This is a genomic window from Pseudomonas sp. 86_A, from assembly GCF_017491705.1.
Classification (GTDB): domain Bacteria; phylum Pseudomonadota; class Gammaproteobacteria; order Pseudomonadales; family Pseudomonadaceae; genus Aquipseudomonas; species Aquipseudomonas koreensis.
Window position 1 is genome coordinate 205,825 of the sequence record NZ_JAFGYS010000013.1, and the last position, 17,058, is coordinate 222,882.

17 protein-coding genes are annotated in these 17,058 nt (G+C 59.5%); 11 read left to right on the forward strand and 6 right to left on the reverse strand.

From position 1 onward, the window contains the following. The first annotated feature begins 9 nt into the window (after positions 1-9). Together fadD2 and fadD1 are read left to right on the forward strand one after the other, a co-directional pair. Entirely contained in the window at positions 10-1,698 is a 1,689-nt protein-coding gene (gene fadD2, locus J5M57_RS20810) for a long-chain-fatty-acid--CoA ligase (RefSeq protein ID WP_207850060.1), read from the forward strand. A gap of 349 nt (positions 1,699-2,047) precedes the next feature. Continuing rightward, a complete protein-coding gene (gene fadD1, locus J5M57_RS20815) occupies positions 2,048-3,745 on the forward strand; it encodes a long-chain-fatty-acid--CoA ligase FadD1 (protein ID WP_064588870.1) in 1,698 nt (565 codons plus the stop codon). A gap of 276 nt (positions 3,746-4,021) precedes the next feature. Here fadD1 and J5M57_RS20820 read toward each other — a convergent pair whose 3' ends face one another. Beyond that, positions 4,022-4,399, reverse strand: coding sequence for a hypothetical protein (locus tag J5M57_RS20820; RefSeq protein ID WP_041068691.1), 378 nt, complete (start codon positions 4,397-4,399; stop codon positions 4,022-4,024). A gap of 196 nt (positions 4,400-4,595) precedes the next feature. On the opposite strand from J5M57_RS20820, the gene J5M57_RS20825 reads away from it, so the two are divergent. The 3 genes from J5M57_RS20825 (at position 4,596) to def (ending at position 6,442) form a co-directional block, all read left to right on the forward strand. Beyond that, positions 4,596-4,787 (forward strand): CsbD family protein, encoded by a 192-nt coding sequence (locus J5M57_RS20825; RefSeq protein ID WP_064588869.1) that lies wholly within the window; start codon positions 4,596-4,598, stop codon positions 4,785-4,787. 162 nt (positions 4,788-4,949) lie between these two features. Then, entirely contained in the window at positions 4,950-5,900 is a 951-nt protein-coding gene (locus J5M57_RS20830; protein WP_064588868.1) for a YihY/virulence factor BrkB family protein, read from the forward strand. Between the two features lie 2 nt (positions 5,901-5,902). Continuing rightward, a complete protein-coding gene (gene def, locus J5M57_RS20835) occupies positions 5,903-6,442 on the forward strand; it encodes a peptide deformylase (RefSeq protein WP_003227403.1) in 540 nt (179 codons plus the stop codon). A gap of 81 nt (positions 6,443-6,523) precedes the next feature. Here the strand turns inward: def and J5M57_RS20840 are convergent, their stop codons facing one another. Next, on the reverse strand, positions 6,524-6,931 hold the full coding sequence (locus tag J5M57_RS20840; protein WP_169842239.1) for a GNAT family N-acetyltransferase: 408 nt from the start codon (positions 6,929-6,931) through the stop codon (positions 6,524-6,526). A 323-nt stretch (positions 6,932-7,254) separates the two neighbouring features. Here J5M57_RS20840 and J5M57_RS20845 point away from each other — a divergent pair, with 323 nt between their 5' ends. The 4 genes from J5M57_RS20845 (at position 7,255) to J5M57_RS20860 (ending at position 10,777) form a co-directional block, all read left to right on the forward strand. After that, entirely contained in the window at positions 7,255-8,196 is a 942-nt protein-coding gene (locus J5M57_RS20845; protein ID WP_207850061.1) for a fatty acid desaturase, read from the forward strand. A 53-nt stretch (positions 8,197-8,249) separates the two neighbouring features. Continuing rightward, complete coding sequence (locus tag J5M57_RS20850; protein ID WP_207850062.1) at positions 8,250-9,041, forward strand: PhnD/SsuA/transferrin family substrate-binding protein; 792 nt, start codon at positions 8,250-8,252, stop codon at positions 9,039-9,041. A 198-nt stretch (positions 9,042-9,239) separates the two neighbouring features. Beyond that, positions 9,240-9,767 (forward strand): sigma-70 family RNA polymerase sigma factor, encoded by a 528-nt coding sequence (locus tag J5M57_RS20855; protein WP_207850063.1) that lies wholly within the window; start codon positions 9,240-9,242, stop codon positions 9,765-9,767. Next, the gene (locus J5M57_RS20860; RefSeq protein ID WP_207850064.1) at positions 9,764-10,777 is read left to right on the forward strand and encodes an ABC transporter substrate-binding protein; all 1,014 of its coding nucleotides are present in this window, start codon (positions 9,764-9,766) and stop codon (positions 10,775-10,777) included. The genes J5M57_RS20855 and J5M57_RS20860 overlap by 4 nt, the downstream gene beginning before the upstream one ends. A 115-nt stretch (positions 10,778-10,892) precedes the next feature. On the opposite strand, the gene gstA is transcribed toward J5M57_RS20860, so the two are convergent. Then, positions 10,893-11,486 carry a glutathione transferase GstA gene (gstA, locus tag J5M57_RS20865; protein ID WP_169842234.1) on the reverse strand — a complete coding sequence of 198 codons (594 nt, stop codon included), beginning with the start codon at positions 11,484-11,486 and terminating at the stop codon, positions 10,893-10,895. Positions 11,487-11,585: 99 nt separating this feature from the next. Here gstA and J5M57_RS20870 point away from each other — a divergent pair, with 99 nt between their 5' ends. After that, positions 11,586-12,476: a LysR family transcriptional regulator gene (locus tag J5M57_RS20870; protein WP_207850065.1), complete on the forward strand. Its 891-nt coding sequence runs from the start codon at positions 11,586-11,588 to the stop codon at positions 12,474-12,476. Positions 12,477-12,883: 407 nt separating this feature from the next. After that, entirely contained in the window at positions 12,884-14,203 is a 1,320-nt protein-coding gene (locus tag J5M57_RS20875) for a PAS domain-containing methyl-accepting chemotaxis protein (RefSeq protein ID WP_207850066.1), read from the forward strand. Between the two features lie 81 nt (positions 14,204-14,284). Here J5M57_RS20875 and J5M57_RS20880 read toward each other — a convergent pair whose 3' ends face one another. From J5M57_RS20880 to J5M57_RS20890, 3 genes are all read right to left on the reverse strand, one after another. Next, on the reverse strand, positions 14,285-14,677 hold the full coding sequence (locus J5M57_RS20880; protein WP_207850067.1) for a hypothetical protein: 393 nt from the start codon (positions 14,675-14,677) through the stop codon (positions 14,285-14,287). A gap of 310 nt (positions 14,678-14,987) precedes the next feature. Further along, the gene (locus J5M57_RS20885; protein WP_207850068.1) at positions 14,988-16,412 is read right to left on the reverse strand and encodes an MFS transporter; all 1,425 of its coding nucleotides are present in this window, start codon (positions 16,410-16,412) and stop codon (positions 14,988-14,990) included. A 126-nt stretch (positions 16,413-16,538) separates the two neighbouring features. Then, positions 16,539-16,979 carry a PACE efflux transporter gene (locus J5M57_RS20890; protein WP_207850069.1) on the reverse strand — a complete coding sequence of 147 codons (441 nt, stop codon included), beginning with the start codon at positions 16,977-16,979 and terminating at the stop codon, positions 16,539-16,541. Between the last annotated feature and the right edge of the window lie 79 nt (positions 16,980-17,058).

Consider the following 17,058-nt stretch of genomic DNA (forward strand, 5'->3'; position numbering starts at 1 on the left):
ACAAGAACAATGCAACCTGATTTCTGGAATGACAAACGCCCCGCCGGGGTACCGCTGGACATCGACATGGGCGAGTTCAAGTCGGTGATCGAGGTGTTTGAGCGTTCCTGCAAGAAGTTCGCGGACCGTCCGGCGTTCAGCAACATGGGCGTGACCCTGACCTACGCCGAACTGGAGCGCTACAGCGCGGCGTTCGCCGGTTACCTGCAAGCCCACACCGATCTGGTGCCGGGGGATCGCATCGCGGTGCAGATGCCCAATGTCCTGCAATATCCGATTGCCGTGTTCGGCGCCTTGCGCGCCGGGCTGATCGTGGTCAACACCAACCCGTTGTACACCGCGCGCGAGATGCGCCACCAGTTCAAGGATTCCGGTGCCCGGGCGCTGGTGTACCTGAACATGTTCGGGCAGAAGGTCCAGGAAGTGCTGCCCGACACGGACCTGCAATACCTGATCGAAGCGAAGATGGGCGACTTGATGCCCACCGCCAAGGGCTGGCTGGTCAACACCGTGGTCAGCAAAGTGAAGAAAATGGTCCCGGCGTACTCGCTGCCGCAGGCGATCTCGTTCAAGACTGCGCTGCGCATGGGCCGCGGTCTGGGCATCAAGCCGCTGAAGGTCGGCCTCGACGACATCGCCGTGTTGCAATACACCGGTGGCACCACAGGGCTGGCCAAGGGCGCGATGCTGACCCATGGCAACCTCGTGGCGAACATGCAGCAGGTGCGCGCGTGTCTCGCGCAGTTGGGGCCTGACGGTCAGCCACTGTTGCGCGAAGGGCAGGAAGTGATGGTGGCGCCGCTGCCGCTGTACCACATCTATGCCTTCACCGCGAACTGCATGTGCATGATGGTCTCCGGCAACCACAACGTGCTGATCACCAACCCGCGGGACATCGCAGGCTTCATCAAGGAACTGAAGAACTGGCGCTTCTCGGCGCTGCTCGGGCTCAACACCCTGTTCGTCGCACTGATGGATCACCCGGACTTCAAGACCCTGGATTTCTCCAGCCTCAAGCTGACCAACTCCGGTGGTACTGCGTTGGTCAAGGCCACCGCCGAGCGCTGGGAGCAGCTCACCGGTTGCCGCATCACCGAAGGTTACGGCCTGACCGAAACCTCGCCGGTGGCCTGCACCAACCCGTATGGCGACCAGTCGCGCCTGGGCACCGTCGGCCTGCCGGTGCCGGGTACGCTGCTCAAAGTCATCGATGACGAGGGCGTCGAGCAGCCGATGGGCGAGCGCGGTGAACTGTGCATCAAAGGCCCGCAGATCATGAAAGGCTACTGGCAAAAGCCCGAAGCCACCGCCGAAGTGCTGGATGCCGAGGGCTGGTTCAAGTCCGGTGACATTGCTGTGATCGACCCGGACGGTTTCGTGCGCATCGTCGATCGCAAGAAGGACATGATCATCGTCTCCGGTTTCAACGTTTACCCCAACGAGATCGAGGACGTGGTCATGGCACACCCGAAAGTCGCCAACTGCGCGGTGATCGGCGTGCCGGACGAGCGTTCGGGCGAGGCGGTGAAGCTGTTCGTCGTGGCGCGGGAAACCGGGGTCAGCCTTGAGGAGCTCAAGGCGTACTGCAAAGAGAATTTCACCGCCTATAAAGTGCCGAAGCACATCGTGCTGCGCGAGTCGTTGCCGATGACGCCGGTCGGGAAGATTCTGCGGCGCGAGTTGCGGGATATCGCGTAGAAACCCGGAAGCGAAAAGATCGCAGCCTGCGGCAGCTCCTACAGGAAATGGGTTCCAATGTAGGAGCTGCCGAAGGCCGCGATCTTTTGCGTTCAAGGCCCGGGAAATCAAGGCTTTCAGGGTGGTATAGGATTTTTGCTCTAAAATGACTGCTGGCAAGTCTTGAGTCACTAAAGTGACCATGGAGGCCGCTTTTGGCTCTAGTCGGCCCTTGGCAAAGCTGCTACTCTCGGCGCGCTTTGTGACTTCTCGGCCTGTATAAAAGCCAGATTCACCAATACAAAACACACACCAATAATAATCGCATCAAATGCGGTGAAGAATTCGCGTTGCTGAGGAGTGGGCTTCCATGATCGAAGACTTTTGGAAGGATAAATACCCGGCTGGAATTGCTGCCGACATCAATCCAGACGAGTACCCGAATATTCAGGCAGTGTTGAAGCAATCTTGCCAACGCTTCGCCAACAAACCGGCTTTCAGCAACCTGGGCAAAACAATCACCTACGGTGAACTGTACGAATTGTCCGGTGCATTTGCCGCGTATCTGCAACAGCATACCGACTTGCAGCCCGGTGATCGAATCGCCGTGCAACTGCCCAACGTCCTGCAGTACCCGGTCGCCGTCTTCGGTGCGATCCGCGCCGGGCTGATCGTGGTCAACACCAACCCGCTGTACACCGCGCGGGAAATGGAACACCAATTCAACGACTCCGGCGCCAAAGCCCTGGTTTGCCTGGCCAACATGGCGCACCTGGCGGAAGCCGTGGTGCCGAAAACCGGGGTCAAGCACGTCATCGTCACCGAAGTGGCCGACCTGCTGCCGCCGGTCAAGCGCTTGCTGATCAACAGCGTGATCAAGTACGTGAAGAAGATGGTGCCGGCTTATCACCTGCCCAAAGCCGTCAAGTTCAACGACGTGCTGAGCAAGGGCCAGGGCCAGCCTGTGGCCGAAGCCAATCCGCACAGCAGTGATGTCGCGGTGCTGCAATACACCGGCGGCACCACCGGCGTGGCCAAGGGCGCGATGCTCACCCATCGCAACCTCGTCGCCAACATGCTGCAGTGCAAGGCGTTGATGGGCTCCAACCTCAACGAAGGCTGCGAGATTCTGATCACGCCGCTGCCGCTGTACCACATCTATGCGTTCACCTTTCATTGCATGGCGATGATGTTGATCGGCAACCACAACATCCTGATCAGCAACCCGCGTGACCTGCCGGCGATGGTCAAGGAACTGTCGAAGTGGAAGTTCAGCGGTTTCGTCGGCCTGAACACGCTGTTCGTGGCGCTGTGCAACAACGAAGGTTTCCGCAAGCTGGATTTCTCCAACCTGAAAGTCACCCTGTCCGGCGGTATGGCCCTGCAACTGGCCGCTGCCGAGCGCTGGAAAGCCGTGACTGGTTGCTCGATCTGCGAAGGTTACGGCATGACCGAAACCAGTCCGGTGGCGACGGTCAATCCGATCCAGAACATCCAGATCGGCACCATCGGCATTCCGGTGCCGTCGACTCTGTGCAAAGTCATCGACGATGCCGGTGTCGAGCAGCCGATGGGCGAAATCGGCGAACTGTGCGTCAAGGGCCCGCAAGTGATGAAGGGCTACTGGCAGCGTCAGGAAGCCACCGACGAGATCCTCGACAGCGAAGGCTGGCTGAAGACCGGTGACATCGCGCTGATCCAGCCCGATGGCTACATGCGCATTGTCGATCGCAAGAAAGACATGATTTTGGTCTCCGGTTTCAACGTTTATCCGAACGAACTGGAAGACGTGCTGGCGACGCTACCGGGCGTGTTGCAGTGCGCGGCCATCGGCGTGCCGGACGAGAAATCAGGCGAGGCGATCAAGATTTTCATCGTCGCCAAGCCAGGCGTGACCCTGACCAAGGAAACCGTCATGGAGCACATGCGCGCCAACGTTACCGGTTACAAGGTGCCGCGTTCGGTGGAGTTCCGCGACGCGCTGCCGACCACCAACGTCGGCAAGATCCTGCGCCGCGAGTTGCGTGACGAAGAGCTGAAGAAGATCAAGGCGAAGAACGCCGCGTAAAACAAAAAGCCCCGCAGATGAGTAATGCTGTTCACTTAAGTCCGACACTGTGACTGTGGCGAGGGAGCTTGCTCCCGCTGGACTGCGTAGCAGTCCCTCTTTTGGGGCCGCTTCGCAACCCAGCGGGAGCAAGCTCCCTCGCCACGGGTTTCAATTGAACGGAAAATTTCTTAAGTGAGCAGCATTACCGCAGATGCGGGGCTTTTTGTTAGTGAGGTGGGGCTTTCTTGATTAATCGTTCCCACGCTCTGCGTGGTAACGATTAGCGTACAAATCCTACTGACGGAACGGCGCAAAATTCACGTTGGTCCCCGCCGGACGCATGTCCTGCAGGTACGAATCCTTGTCCGCACTCAGCTCCAGGCTCAACGCCGCCTTGCGCTTGCCTTCGTTGCGAATCACCAGGCCTTCGAGTTTTTCCCGCAGGAACACCGTCGGCACTTTCAGGTGCAGCAGTTCGTCGGTGGCCGGGGTGTGCATCAGCAGGTGAATCCACTCGTACTGACCGACGGCCAGGCGCGATACCGGCAGGTCGAACCACCAGATGTTGCGGTTGCGGTTCAGTTCGGCGAAGTGGCAGTTGTTGGTGCCGAGCACAGCGCCGCCCAGTTCCTGGTTACGACGGGCAATGGCCTGCTTTTTATCGAGTTTCATAACATTCCTGCGGGATCTGATCGTTGGCGCACGGCGCCCATAGGTGCGCATTCTCGGGGCTTGCGGGGCAAACATAAAGCCCAACCTGCATTGCACGACGAAATGAACGGCAAAAATAAATGAAACTCGTGGCAAACCCGCCCGGTCAATCATTACGTACTGACTTTTCCTCTTCAATGCACCAAGGAGAAACACCATGAGTAGCACTGGCGATAAAGTAAAAGGCATGGCCAATGAAGCCGTCGGCAACATCAAGCAAGGCGTCGGTAAAGCCACCGACAACACCAAGCTGCAGACCGAAGGCAAGGTTCAAGAGAAAAAAGGCGAAGCCCAGCAAGCAGTCGGCAAAGCCAAAGACGCAGTGAAGAAGACCATCGACAAGGCGTAATCCAGCCTTGAACGAAACACAGGAACGGCCATCCAAGGATGGCCGTTTTTGTGTCAAAACCCGACGCTCATCCACGAAGGTCGCCAAGTAGGCTACCGTGATGTAAAAACGGCCCCTGAGTCGCCACGACTTCAACCTGTATTGCGGCGAAAGGAGACGCGAATGATTTTTCCAGACATGAAAGGTCTGCCCCTGCACCGGGTCATGGTGCGCACGGTCACTGAGTTCGTCGACGACGAGATGTCGACCTACGCCTCGGCGCTGGCCTACCAGATGCTGTTCTCGCTATTCCCGTTCATTCTGTTTCTGATCGCCCTGATCGGTTTCCTGCACCTGCCGGACTTTTTCACCTGGCTGCGCCTGCAATCGGAACTGGTGTTGCCGCCGCAGGCGCTGGAGCAGGTCAACCCGGTGATCGACCAGTTGCAGCAGTCCAAGGGCGGCCTGCTCTCGGTCGGTATCGTCATCGCCCTGTACACCGCGTCTGCCGGCGTGCGCCTGATGATGAGCGCGATGAACGCCGCTTACGATGTGGTCGAAGGCCGGCCGATCTGGAAGCGCTTTCCGTTGTCGGTGTTCTACACCATCGGCATTGCCGGCATGTTGCTGGTGGCCGCGGCGCTGATGGTGCTTGGGCCGCAGGTGATGGGCTGGATTGCTGCGCAGGTAGGGCTCGAAGACTTTATTGTCACCGTCTGGACGATTGCCCGTTGGCCGGTGATCGTGATTCTGATGATGGTCGCCGTGGCACTGATCTACTACGTGATGCCCGACGTCAAACAGGAATTCCGTTTCATCACCCCCGGCTCGGTGCTGGCCGTGGTGGTGTGGATCATCGCTTCGTTGGGTTTTGCGTTTTACGTCAAGACGTTCGCCAACTACAACGCGATGTATGGCAGCATCGGAGCGATCATCGTGCTGTTGCTGTATTTCTACATTTCGTCGGCGGTGCTGCTGCTCGGTGCCGAGATGAATGCGGTGATCGAACACATGTCCAGCGAGGGCAAGGACGAGGGCGAGAAAGTCCCCGGCGAACTCGATGAGCATCCCAAACAACATGTCTCTGGCCTGGGGCGTGACCACTCGCTCAAGCCGGACACTGACGAAGTCTGATCATGATCCGTGAAATCCTCAAAATGGGCGACGAACGCCTGCTGCGCATCGCCCCGCCGGTACCGCCGGAAATGTTCGACAGCCCCGAGCTGTGGCAACTGATCGATGACATGTTCCAGACCATGGAAAGCGTCGGCGGTGTCGGCCTGGCCGCGCCGCAGATCGGCGTTGACCTGCAATTGGTGATCTTCGGTTTCGAGCACAGTGAACGCTACCCCGACGCCGAAGCGGTGCCGCAGACCATTCTGATCAATCCGCTGATCACCCCGCTGAGTCCGCTGACCGAAGAGGGCTTCGAAGGCTGTCTGTCGGTGCCCGGCCTGCGTGGCGCGGTGGATCGTTATCAGCAGATTCGCTACGAAGGCTTCGATCCCAAGGGCGAGCCGATCGTGCGCGTGGCGTCGGGCTTTCATGCACGGGTGGTGCAGCACGAGTGCGATCACCTGATCGGCCGTCTGTATCCGTCGCGCATTACCGATTTCAGCAAGTTCGGCTTTACCGAAGTGATGTTCCCGGATCTCGATCCCACAGCCGACGATTAAGCAAAATCAAAAGATCGCAGCCTGCAGCAGCGCCTACAGAGATCGGTGCAGGCGCTGCCGCAGGCTGCGATCTTTTGATCTTCAAACAAGCCCCATCGCAATCATCGGCTTGCTTCGCGCATACCGGCTCAACCGCTCGGCCAGCGCGTAGGGCAGGGCAGGGTCGAAGCTGAAACCGCGCCGCTCATAGAATCCGCGCAAATCCGGATGGCAGAACAGCCACACCGGTTCCTGCAAATCCTGCACCGCCGCCGCGATCAACTGCGCCGCAATCCCTTGCTCACGGCAACCCGGATCGACAAACAACCCGGTCAGCCAATACCCGCCCGCCACCGGCCGCAAGCACAACGCGGCGACGATCTCTTCGCGCCGTGCCACCCACAGTTGCGCATCGCGCACCGCCTTCATCGACGATTGGTGGCTGCGGTAAAACTTGTTCATCAACGGCCATAGAGACGCGTCGAGCTGGCTGTACTGGGTATCGGGCATGGGATCGGACTGGCGGCGGGCAAAGCGCCGATTATAAAAGAACGGGCGTCGCAGGATAGGTGTATACCTGAACCTACATCCCTGTGAGTGGAGTACGCATCATGTCCAAAGGTATGGATTCAAAGAAAGCCGCGAAGAAGAAACCGGCCAAGACCGCCATTGAAAAACGTGCAGAGAAGAAGGCCAAGAAGGTCGATATTTTCGGTCATTGATCACGTCCCTCGGGAGCCCGGTTCTCGGGCTCCCGCCTCAGCGAAAAATAATCTGCAAGATTGCGCGGGCTCGTTGCACAGAAGGGGAAGATTTCCGTTCCGAGCGACGCCATGTCCCATTACTTCGACGCCGATCATCGGCAACAGATCGAAACCCTGCGCCAACGTTTCACGGCCCGTACCGAATGGCCGACCTGGTTGCTGTTGATCGGCGTCTACGCCGGCTGGTTCGCCATCCTGCTCAACAGCCAATGGCTCGGCCGTGGCGTGAGCACATTGCTGCTGATTCCGCTGCTGGTGTTGTGGCTGTCGGTGCAGCACGAGTTGCTGCACGGTCACCCGACGCGCTGGACAGGGGTCAACAAACTGCTCGGCTACGCGCCCTTTGCGGTGTGGTATCCGTACACGCTCTACCGTGACAGCCATCTGTTGCATCACCGCGATGAAGACCTGACCGTGCCCGGTGTCGATCCGGAAAGCCGTTACCTGACCGCGTCGCGCTGGCAGGGCAGTTCGCTGTTCGAGCGCAGCCTGCACTGGCTGAACAAAACCGTGCTCGGCCGTTTCGCGATTGGCGCACCGCTGGCGTTACTGGCGCTGGCCGCCGAAGAGTGGCAACGCTTGAAGAAAGGCGAGCGCCAGGCCTGGCGGATGTGGCTGACCCACGGCGCATTCACCCTGTTGATGCTGTGGTTTATCGCGCGCTTCAGCGTGTTGCCGGTCTGGCACTACCTGCTGCTGATCAGTGTGCCGGCGCTGTCGATTGCGATGATCCGCTCCTACTATGAACACCGCCCGCACACACAACCGGAGCAGCGCACCGTGCTCAATGAGGCCGGCTGGCCGTGGCGCCGGCTGTTTCTGAACCTGAATTTTCATCTGGTGCATCACGACTTGCCGGGGCTGGCGTGGTACGACTTGCCCAAGGCCTACCGGATGCGCCGCGCGCAATGGGTGGCGCGCAGCGGCGGGTTTCTGGTGCAGGGCTATGGGCAGTTGTGGCGGCAGAACGGGTTCAAACCGATCGACAGTCCGCAGCACCCCTTTCACTAATATCAAGAACACCGCCGCTCCCACAGGGTTATTGATTTGCAGGGATACCGGGTATGCCCCAACACCTCACCGAACTCCTGATGTACACCGCCCCCGAGCCCATCCGCGCGGCCAACGAGCAGTGGATCGCGCGCATCCTCGAACACCTCGGCCATTCGCGGCTGAATGCCGAAGGCCTGTCGCTGCCCGAACTCTGGTTATCCCCCGATCTACTGCTCACGCAAACCTGCGGCTATCCGCTGATGACCTTGCTGCGCGGTCAGGTGCGGATCGTCGGGCGGCCCCGCTACGAACTGCCTGACGCCAGTGCTGGCAATCACTGCAGCCTGATCCTCAGTCGTGTAGACGATGCACGCCGAACCCTGGCGGATTTTCGCGGCAGCCGTGGGGTGATCAACAGTGACGACTCCAACAGCGGCATGAATCTGTTGCGTCAGCGTCTGGCGCCGTTGCAGCACGACGGGCAGTTCTTCGCCACGCTCGGCATCAGCGGGGCGCACCGTGAGAGTCTGCGCTGGCTGCGTGAAGATCGCGCCGATCTTGCGGCCATCGACAGCGTGACCTATGCGTACCTTGCGCAATATGCCCCTCAGGAGGTCAGTGGATTGCGGGTTGTGGCGCGCAGCGCGTTCAGCCCGACCTTGCCTTTTATCACCGTCGCTACTGCCACTGATGAGCAGATCGAAAAATTGCACCGGGTGATGAATCAGGCGTTGCGTGAGCTGCCGGATGTTGCACAGACGTTGGGATTGCCTGAGGTGCTGGTCGCCAGCGAAAGCGATTATCAGATTGTGCTCGACTATCAACATGAGGCGGAAGAGTCGGGCTATGGCCGCTTGCGCTAAAAGATCGCAGCCTTCGGCAGCTCCTACAGGTTGACCGCATTCCAATGCAGGAGCAGTCGAAGGCTGCGATATTTGGCTTTTATATCTCCAAAAGGAATATAAAAATGAAATATAAATATTATTAATGCATAAGGCGCCTTGCTAGGATCGCGCCACCGGATCACCGGACATTCAGCGACCCCTTACCCAGGAGCCCCTATGTCCGGCGCCGATTCATCCCATCGCCACACCGTTGACGGCCTGTTCCGCGCCCACTACCACTGGCTGCGCAATTACCTGCGCCGCCAACTGCAAGACACGGCAAGTGCTGAAGACCTGACCTGCGAAACCTTCGCCCAACTGCTCGAAGCGCCCGCACTGAGCGCCATCCGCGAGCCCCGCGCCTTGCTCACCACCATCGCCCAGCGCCTGCTTTATCAGCATTGGCGGCGTGCCGATCTGGCGCGGCGCTATGCGCAGCAGTTCGAGGCCGAGTGTGCCGCGTCGCCGGAAGAACTCACGCAGCAGAGACAGACCCTGAGCCGCCTCGACCGCAGCCTGCAGCGCCTGCCCGGCAAGGTCCGCTCGACCTTTTTGCTGGCGCGGATCGATGGCCTGACCTACCCGCAAATCGCCGCCGAACTGGGCATCTCGCAACGGTCGGTCAGCGTTTACATGAGCCGTTCCCAGGCCCTGTGCGATCGCCACAGTGCCAATCAAATCCTGACAGACAAGAGGTCCGCATGAGATCGATCAAAACCCTGCTCGGCAGTTCGCTGCTGGCGCTGAGCCTGAGCGTCGGCGCTGTTTCGGCGGCGGAGAAAACCGCGCCGATCCACTTTGGTGACATCACTTGGGAGAGCGGCAGTTTCATCACTGAAGTGCTGCGCCTGATCGTCGAAAAAGGCTACGGCTACCCGACCGATACGCTGCCGGGCAGCACCGTCAGCCTGGAAGCGGCGCTGGCGAAAAACGATATCCAGGTGATCGGCGAAGAATGGGCCGGGCGCAGTCCGGCGTGGGTCAAAGCCGCCGCTGAAGGCAAGGTGTTCGGCCTCGGCGATACGGTCAAAGGCGCGACCGAAGGCTGGTGGGTGCCGGAATACGTGATCAAGGGCGACCCCGAACGCGGGATCAAACCGTTGGCCCCGGAGCTGAAATCGGTGGCCGACCTGCCGCGCTACAAAGATGTGTTCCGCGACCCGGAAGACCCGAGCCGCGGACGCTTCCTCAACAGCCCGACCGGCTGGACCTCGGAGATCGTCAACAGCCAGAAGCTCAAGGCCTACGCGCTGAACGACAGCTACGTCAACTTCCGCACCGGCTCCGGCGCAGCCCTGGATGCCGAGGTCGCGTCGTCGATCAAGCGTGGCAAACCGGTGCTGTTCTACTACTGGTCGCCGACGCCGCTGCTCGGTCGATTCAAACTGGTGAAGCTCGAAGAACCGCCATTCGATGCCGAAGCCTGGAAGACCCTGGCCGATGCCAACAACCCCAATCCCAAGGGCACCCGCTCAATGCCGGCGAGTCTGGCGATTGGCGTGTCGGCACCGTTCAAGGCGCAGTACCCGGAGCTGGTGACGTTCTTTGAAAAGGTCGATTTGCCGATTGATCTGCTGAACCGCACGCTGGCCGGAATGAGCGAAAAACGCCAGCCACCGCGGCAGCTCGCCGAAGCGTTTTTGCGCGATCAGCCGCAGGTGTGGCAGGCGTGGGTGCCGGGGGCGGTGGCGAGCAAAGTGAGCGGGAGTCTCTAGGGATTTTGCGTTGAAGGTTCGATAGCTATCGCCAGCAGGCTGGCTCCCACAGTGGATCTGTTTTCGTGCACAAATCCCTGTGGGAGCCAGCCTGCTGGCGATTGGTTTTTCCGACCTACGCCGCTTCCGCCGCCAACGCGGCCATCACGCTCGGCCGCTGCTCAATCCGCGCTTGAAACCGCGCCAATGCCGGCCACTGCGCCAGTTCGATGCCAAACAACCCGGCCCAGCGCAGCACCACAAACAGCAACGCATCGGCCACGCTGAAGCCGCTCGGCAGCAGATAGTCGTGTTGCTCCAGCGCCGTCACCAGCACGGCAAAACGCCTGAACAACTTTTCCTTGATCACCTCGGCCGGCAGGCGCTCGTCGAACAGCGCGCCGAGTCCGCCGTGAATCTCGCTCGAGATGAAATTCAACCACTCCTGCAGGCGCAGCCGTTCGAAACTGCCAGGTGCTGGAGCCAGCCCCGATTGCGGTTGCAGGTCCGCCAGATACTGCAGGATCACCGGGCCTTCGGTCAGCACCGCGCCGTTGTCCAGTTGCAGGGCGGCGACGTAGCCCTTGGGGTTGATCGCGAGGAAGTCTTCGCCGCTGGCGGTGCGTTTGCTGCGGTTGTCGACGCGAATCAGTACGAAGGGCAACTTCAGTTCGCGCAGGACAATGTGCGGCGCCAGCGAACAGGCTTGCGGGGCGTAATACAGCTTCATCGGCAGCTCTCTGGTGGGGATTTGGCGCCAGTGTCATAGTGCGACGCACCCTCGGTAAAATTAATCTTTCAGAAAACAGCCATAAGGACAGCTACTGGCATGATGAACCTGATGCATTGGCGGCTGGTGGTCGCCGTGGCTGATCACGGCAACATCACCCGCGCGGCCGAACGGGTCGGCATGACGCAGTCCGGCGCCAGTCAGGCGCTGGCGCTGATGGAGGAAACCCTCGGCGTGCAACTGTTCAGTCGCGAGAGCCGGCAGACCCTGCCCACCGCCATCGGCTTGCCGGTGATCGAACAGGCGCGGGTCATGCTCGGCGCGCTTCAAACCATTCGCCAGACTGTCGACAGCGTGCGTCCGATGCTGCGTGGGACGATCCGACTGGCGAGTTTCCCCATGGTGCTAGCGAGTTTTCTGCCGCCGCTGCTGCGCCAGTTCAATCGGCTGTACCCAGGCATCGAAGTGGTGGCGCTGGAGGTCAGCGACGACGAGGTCGAAACCCTGTTGGCTGCTGGTCTGGTGGACGTTGGCGTGGTGCTCAACCCGGCCCCCGAGCGCAATGCCGGGCCGTTGGGGCGCGATGCCTGGGTGGCGGTGGTGCCGGCGGGGCACCCGCTCGCGCTGCGAGGAACCGAGCAGGGCGTCAGCCTGCGAGAGCTGGCGACATTGCCGTTTGTGCTGGCCACCGGTGGTTGCTCGACCCACGCCCGCAGTCTCGCCGCTGAAGCCGGATTGCCGTTGCAGGATGTGCGGGTCGAGGTGCGCGAATGGAGCAGCGCGTTCACCCTGGTTCGGGAAAATCTCGGCGTGACCCTGGTGCCGGAAATGACCTTGCCGGCCGACAGACAAGGACTGCGCGTGATCGCCCTGTCGCCACCCATCGAACGGGTGTTTTCGCTGGTGCTGCCAGCGGGGCAGGCGGCTTCACCGGCGGTGCAGGCGCTGTTGGATCTGGTGGCGGATACGGCTCGCGCAACGATCCGCTGAACCGATTCTTGTGCGAAAAGTGCCAGATACTGGCCGACTAGTGGCCTTGCACTAGGCTTTGCGCTGGCTATGCTGAGCTGTACTAACCATGTCGATCGTCATCGGTTAGCCGTGATTCAACGCTGCCAGAGTGCGCATTTCAAAGGCACCGGACACTGAACCAACAAGGAGCTGTTTTGACATGGAAGTTCTTCTACGCGTTAGGGCTGGCCCGTTCGCGGGCTATCAAGAGAAGGATGTCTTGATTAGAGCGTCGTTGCATGGACTCTCGGATTAAACATCATTTATCACCTGACAACTTCCTCCTGTGGAGGAATGCGTGTGCCTGTTCTGTGGAACGTAGTGGTGGATTCTGAAAGACCTGAACTTTCATCAAATCAAAAGACCGCGCGGAAGGTGATACAACCATGTTCAACCTACATCACAAGGCTGACCTGCAGGAAATCGAGCGTTTCAGCTGCGCCTTGACCGAAGCCAACGCCAAGCTCGAAGCGATCAGCCGCTCGATGGCAATGATCGAATTCACCCCCGAAGGCATTGTTCTGGATGCCAATGAAAACTTTTGCAGGACCATGGGTTACAGCGCCGAAGAAGTGCGCGGCAAACATCACCGGGTGTTTTGTGACGAGGCGTATTACCGCAGCGAGGAATACGCCAGGTTGTGGCGCGACCTGGCCCGGGGAGAGCCGATCAGCGGCACGTTTCTACGCTTGAACAAGAGCGGCAAGGAGATCTGGCTCGAAGCCAGTTACATGCCGGTGTATGGCGCCGACAAACAAGTCAAAAGTGTGATCAAGGTGGCGTCGGACATCACCGCACGGGTCAACAAGGAACACGAAGAAGAAAGCATGCTGGCGGCGATCAGTCGCTCGATGGCGGTGATCGAGTTCACCCCGGAAGGCAACGTGATTACCGCCAACGAAAACTTTCTGAAAACGATGCAGTACTCGCTCAACGAAATCGTTGGCCATCACCACAGTATGTTCTGTCACCGTTCCGAATCCGAGTCGGCGCAGTACAAGGCATTTTGGGCGTCACTCAATCGCGGCGAATATCACTCGCACCGTTTTGAGCGCAAGAACAAGTCCGGGCAAATGGTTTATCTCGAAGCCTCGTACAACCCGCTGTTCGATACCAAGGGCCGCTTGTACAAGGTCGTGAAGTTCGCCAGCGACATCACCCAGCAGATGACTACGCTGCAGAACGCTGCGGAATCGGCTCACAGCACCTCGGTGCAAAACGACGCCTGCGCGCAAAAAGGTTCGCAGGTCGTGCAACAAACGGTGCAGATCATTCAGGACATTTCCCGCGACCTCAACGAAGCGGCGCTGAGCATCGATGCGGTGAGCAAACAGTCGGACATCATCGGCACCATCGTCCAGACCATTCGCGGCATCGCCGATCAGACCAACCTGCTGGCGCTCAACGCGGCCATCGAGGCCGCCAGGGCCGGCGAGCACGGGCGCGGCTTTGCGGTGGTGGCGGACGAAGTGCGCAGCCTTGCTGCGCGTACCAGTCAGGCGACGCTGGAGATTGTCGAAGTGGTGCGCAAAAACCATGACCTGTCGCTGAGTGCGGTGTCGAGCATGCAATCCAGTCTGAGCCGCACCGGGCTGGGAGTGGAGCTGGCGAACGAGGCGGGGGAGGTGATCCTGGAGATTCAGCAGGGATCACGGCATGTGGTGGATGCGATCGGGCAGTTCAATGCGACGCTGCAGTTGAATTGATAATTTCAATTCGAAATGTCTGAGGTAGTTTGTCCAGCAAACAAGGCGGTTGATCTTTGTCTTGTTTGCAGGACATTCAGGTCAGGATTTTTTCACTTCATATGACACATCAAACACTCCTTTTACGGCGATCAGCCGGCCTATGTTGTCCACCATGGTCATATCGAAAGAGCCCTTTTGGTGATCGAGATTTTCACCAATAGTGACCTCTCCCGTTCCACTCAACCTTTTTCTGCCTTGACTGTCATGGTATTCGAATATGGGAAAATCATCCTCTCTGCCACTGAAGACCAGGGGTTTCGTTCCTGGTTCAAGATCTTCGCCATAATTGATTTGAATTACTCTAACGCCTTGCTTGGCCTGGAAAGCTCTCCTTTCGAAATAAAGGTTGTCCGCGGAAAAATCTTCGCCTGCCGGGTTTCCATTGAACATGAACGTGGCTTCGCAACGACCGGTGAAGTTGTCAGTATTCATGATGAACTCCAGTTCCTGTTAGGTGAACACGGATGTGATCACTCACCTATTGAACCGGGTAGCGCGATAAGAAAACTACTGTCAGCTCTGACAGGTGCAGCGTTGTTTCTGATGAACGGTATCTAACCGACGCCATCGGACAGAGCTGTCGTGCAGACGCTGTTCCGACGACTTGCTCATGGAGTTCTTGAATGCATCGGTGGCTGCGACTGGGCCTGATTCTGCTACGGTTGCAGCATGGCGTCATGCAGGCCGCTTTGCAGACCGGCAGCGGCGGTCGTGGTCGCGTCGTCCGCCAGCCGCGCGGCCATTACCGATGGGCAATGTTTTCCAGCGCCAGGTTGCGCGTGCGCGGGCCGAAATAACCGATGGTCAGCATCACGATCAGCATGCTGCTGACGATGAACGCCAGCACCCCGGGCGTACCGAAGTTATCCAAGAACAGCCCGATCAGCAGGCTGCTGAACACCGTCGACAAACGGCTGAACGAATAGCAGAAGCCCACCGCCCGGGCGCGGATGTTGGTCGGGAACAGTTCGCTCTGGTACGAGTGATAACTGAAGCTCAGCCAGGCGTTGCAGAAGGTGATCATCACCCCGCAGAAGATCAGGCCGAAGGCGCTGGTCTGTAGGGCGAACAAGGTGCCGAAAGTCATGGCGCCGAGGGCCGAGCCGACGATCTGCCATTTGTTCTCGAAACGGTTGGCGAACTTCACGAACAGCAACGGCCCGAGCGGGTAGGCGAGGGTGATGATGAACGCGTACATCAGGCTGTGGGTGACGCTCACGCCCTGGCCGGACAGCAGCGCCGGCAGCCAGTTGCCGAAGCCGAAAAAACCAATCGCCTGGAACACGTGAAACACGATCAGCATCAACGCCCGACGCCGATACGGCGGTTGCCAGATATCGGCGAAGCGGCCCTTGCCCTCGACATCCACGGGCACTGCTTCGGGGGCGTCCAGCGGTTGACGGTGATCCTTCTCGCAGCGGACTTCGATGTCGTCGAGAATCCTGTTCGCTTCCTCGAACCGCCCATGCTGCGCCAGCCAGCGTGGCGACTCCGGCAGGCGCTTGCGCAGCCACCAGATGAACAGCGCGAACACCGCACTCGCCAGCACCACCCAACGCCAGCCGGAGACACCGAACGGCGCCTGTGGCACCAGCCACCACGACATCAGCGCCACCGCAGGCACTGACAGAAACTGCACGAAAAACGCAAAGGCAAACGCCGAACTGCGCATGCGCTTGGGCACCAGTTCCGAGAGGTAGGCGTCGATGGTCACCAGTTCGATACCGAGGCCGATGCCCACCAGAAAGCGCATGCAGATGATCCCCAGCGCCGAGCTTTGAATGCCCATCAGCACCGTGGCCACCGTGTACCAGACCAGGGCAAAGGTGAAGATCGCGCGCCGACCGAAACGATCGGCCAACGGGCTCAGCAGGCTGGCGCCGAGGAACAGGCCCAGGAAGGTCGCCGAAGCAAATGCCGCCTGATCGGAGAAACCGAACACGCCCTGGTTGCCGGTGGCAAAGATCCCGTCGCGGATCAGCCCGGGGCTGATGTAGGCAGTCTGGAACAAGTCGTAGAGCTCGAAGAAGCCGCCAATCGACAACAGCGCCACCAGCCGCCAGATCGTGGCGACGGCAGGGAGGCGGTCGATGCGGGCGGAAATCTCGGCGGCGCGTATCGGGTCAATGCCATCGCGTTGCGCGGCGGCAGGGGCGTGAGCAGTCATGGGGCAGGTCCATTTTTTATTGATGGAAAAGCTTAGCCTGCTATCGGAGTTAACGGATTGTGAATATCGGCGGTTTACCCGGAAAAACCGCCGATTTCTTGCAATAACTGCTTACAGGTTAACGATTTATGCCGCAGCGGCCGAATCTGGCAGCGCTGAGGCCGGCAAGCCGAAGACGCGATCGAACAGCCAGTTGAAGGCGAACGTGTAGCACGGGATGAAAATGATCAGCGCCAGATCCAGCAGAAACGCCTGCACCAGGCTGATGTTCATCCACCACGCGATCAACGGGATCAGGAACACGATCAGCGTCAGTTGAAAGCCGACCGCGTGGGCAATGCGCCGTTTGACCGTACGCGTGCGCGACTGCTGGCGGCTTTCCCAGCGCTCGAACAGCGAGGTGTAGATGAAATTCCAGGTCACGGCGATGGTGGTGATGATCACCGCCAATGGGCCGGTGCTGCCCGGCGAGGTGCCGGAGAGCAGCGCCAGACCGAGGGCGGAGAAGGTCATGCCGATCACTTCGTAGAGCGACACGTAGACCAGTTTGCGTTTGACGCCTTGCATGGGGATTTGCCTCTGTTTGCAGTCGATGGCCAGCGGGACTGGCGGAGGCGGCGAAAGATAGCTTCAATAGAGGTGACAG